General features: G+C 78.2%; 1 protein-coding gene and 1 pseudogene. Both read right to left on the bottom strand.

The annotated features are described in order from the left end of the window. Positions 1 to 1,745, bottom strand: a pseudogene (locus K6I34_RS35845) (hypothetical protein); the annotation flags it as partial. 7 nt (positions 1,746 to 1,752) lie between these two features. Then, the coding region (locus tag K6I34_RS35840) for an SMI1/KNR4 family protein (RefSeq protein ID WP_229332211.1) at positions 1,753 to 2,301 on the bottom strand (549 nt) is incomplete at its 5' end.

The raw sequence follows: 2,301 nt of genomic DNA, 5'->3' as shown, positions 1-2,301 counted from the left end.
CCGTAACCCTGCGGGGCGGCGGCCGGTGCCTGCGGAGCGCCGGGTGCGCCGGGGCCGTTCGCGAGCATGGTGGCGGCGTGGTGCACACCACCGGGCGCCTGCGGCGGCTGACCGGGAGCGGCGGGCGGCGGCACGGGAGCACCCGCGCCGGGACGGCCGGGAGCCGCAGGCGGCGGTACGGGCGCGCCCGGCGCCGCACCGGACGGGCCGGGCTCGGCCAGCATCGTCGCGGCATGGTGCACCCCACCGGGCGCCTGCGGCGGCTGCCCCGGAGCGGCAGGCGCAGGCGGCGGCACGGGAGCACCGGACATGCTGCTGGGGTCGGCCAGCATCGTCGCGGCATACGCGGCACCGGGGCCCTGCGGGGGCTGGCCGGGAGCCGCGGGCGGCGGCACGGGCGCGCCCGGCGCACCGGACGGACCGGGCTCCGCCAGCATCGTCGCGGCATGATGTGCCCCACCGGGCGCCTGCGGCGGCTGCACCGGCGCACCCGGAGGCGGCGGCACCCCGGGGCCCGCCTTCGGCGCGGCCGGAGCCTGCGGAGCCGGGCCGGGCGGCGGTACGGGCGCACCCGCGCCGGGACGGCCGGGAGCCGCAGGCGGGGGTACGGGCGCGCCCGGCGCCGCACCGGGCCGCCCCGGAACCGCGGGCGGGGGCGGAGGCGGCACCGGCCCGGAAGCGGGCGTGCCGGAAGCGTGGGCAGGCGACTGCCCGGGAACGCCGGGAGCACCGGGCTCACCCGGCGGTGTCGGCGCAGCCGGAGACGGCGACGGCCGGCCCGGCGTGCCCTGCGGCGCGGAGGGGGCCGTGCCCTCCAGTTCGTCGATGGAGCTCGCGACGGCCGTGCGCGGCAGCGCGCTGCCCGCGGACATCAGGGCCGTCTTGGCCTCGGGCTCGACGCCCGGCGCCGGGCGGTCGTCCTCGTCCGTGCCCGAGAGCGCCGGTGCGAGCACGGTCGCGGGCAGGCCGACGGAACGGTCCTCGTCGTCCGCGTCGGCGGTCACGTCGGCACCGGCCCACGGCGTGGCGGACACGTCGCCCCCCGGCCAGGAGGAGGAGACACCGGCCTCGGCGGACGAGGCGGGCGCGCCGGACGCACCGGACACGCCACCGCCCGCCTCGGGCCACCGGGACGCCTCGGCGGAAGCGCTCGCGGCGTAGGCGGCGCCCCGGCCCTCGGAGGACACCGAGGGCGAACCGGCCTCCGGCCACCCGGACGGACCGTCAGCCGACGGGGCGTCACCGGACGGCTCCGGAGCGGCAACGGGGGCGGTGGCGGGCGCGGGCCCGTCACCGTCACGTACGGCGGGCTTCGCCGGCTCCTCCGCCTTCGGCTCCGGGGCCTTCGACTCCGGCCGGCGGTCCGGGATGCCCATCGCGTCCGCCGCGTCCTGGAGCCACTGCGGCGGGCTCAGCAGGAACGACGTCGCCTCCAGGTCCAGCCTCTTGGGCGGCGCGTCCGACGGCGCCGGCAGCGGCTCCTCCACCGTTCCGTACTCCTCCTCGTAGCGGCGGATCACCTCGCCCACCGGCAGGCCCGGCCACAGCGTGGTCTCGCCGCTGTCCCGGGCGATGACCAGGCGGGCCCGGCCGCCGTCCGAGGACGGGCCGCCCTCGCGGTCCTCGGCCCAGACCACGAAGCCCAGGTCGAACTCGCGGACCCGCACCTCACGGTGCTGGTACGCCGGCACGTCGCCGTTGGCCCAGCGCTCGCCGCGCTCCTGCGCCTGCGCGAACGTCACCATCCCGCGCTCACTCCTCCACCGGGACGGCGTACGCGAAGCCACCGTCGACCATCAGGTTCGCGACGGTCTCCAGCTCCGGCGGGCCGCCGGCCAGCCGGGAGAGAAACACGTCGAAGTCATCGCCGCAGGGCAGCAGCAGCCGCTCCACGCGCTCCTGCACCGTCCAGCCGTCGCGGTCGCGGGCGTCGTCGTACGGGCAGAACCACACCGTGCCGCGCTTCTCGCCCTTCACCTTCACCGCGAGGACGCCGCCCTGGACGAAGGCGACGCCCAGGTAGTCCTTGGTGAAGTGGTCGCGCAGGCACTTGTTCACATAGACCAGGTCGTTGACGGCGGCCTCGTCGCGCACCGTGAAGAACGGCTGGTCGATCAGCAGGCCCAGCTCCGCGTCCAGCGCGGCGCCGACCGGCGCGCAGCCGCCCGCGGCCTTGAGGAAGTCCCGGTACGCGCCGGGCAGACGGTAGCCGAGGTCCTCCTCGACGCCCTGGATCTGCTCCTCCGTCACCGCGACGTCCCGCTGCGGCAGCGCGAAGTGCACGGGGCGGGTCTCCTGGAG

Origin of the sequence: Streptomyces sp. UNOC14_S4 (genome assembly GCF_020740835.1) — a bacterium.
Classification (GTDB): Bacteria; Actinomycetota; Actinomycetes; order Streptomycetales; family Streptomycetaceae; genus Streptomyces.
Note: the sequence above shows the minus strand (reverse complement) of the source record. Positions and strands in the feature narration are given on the sequence as shown.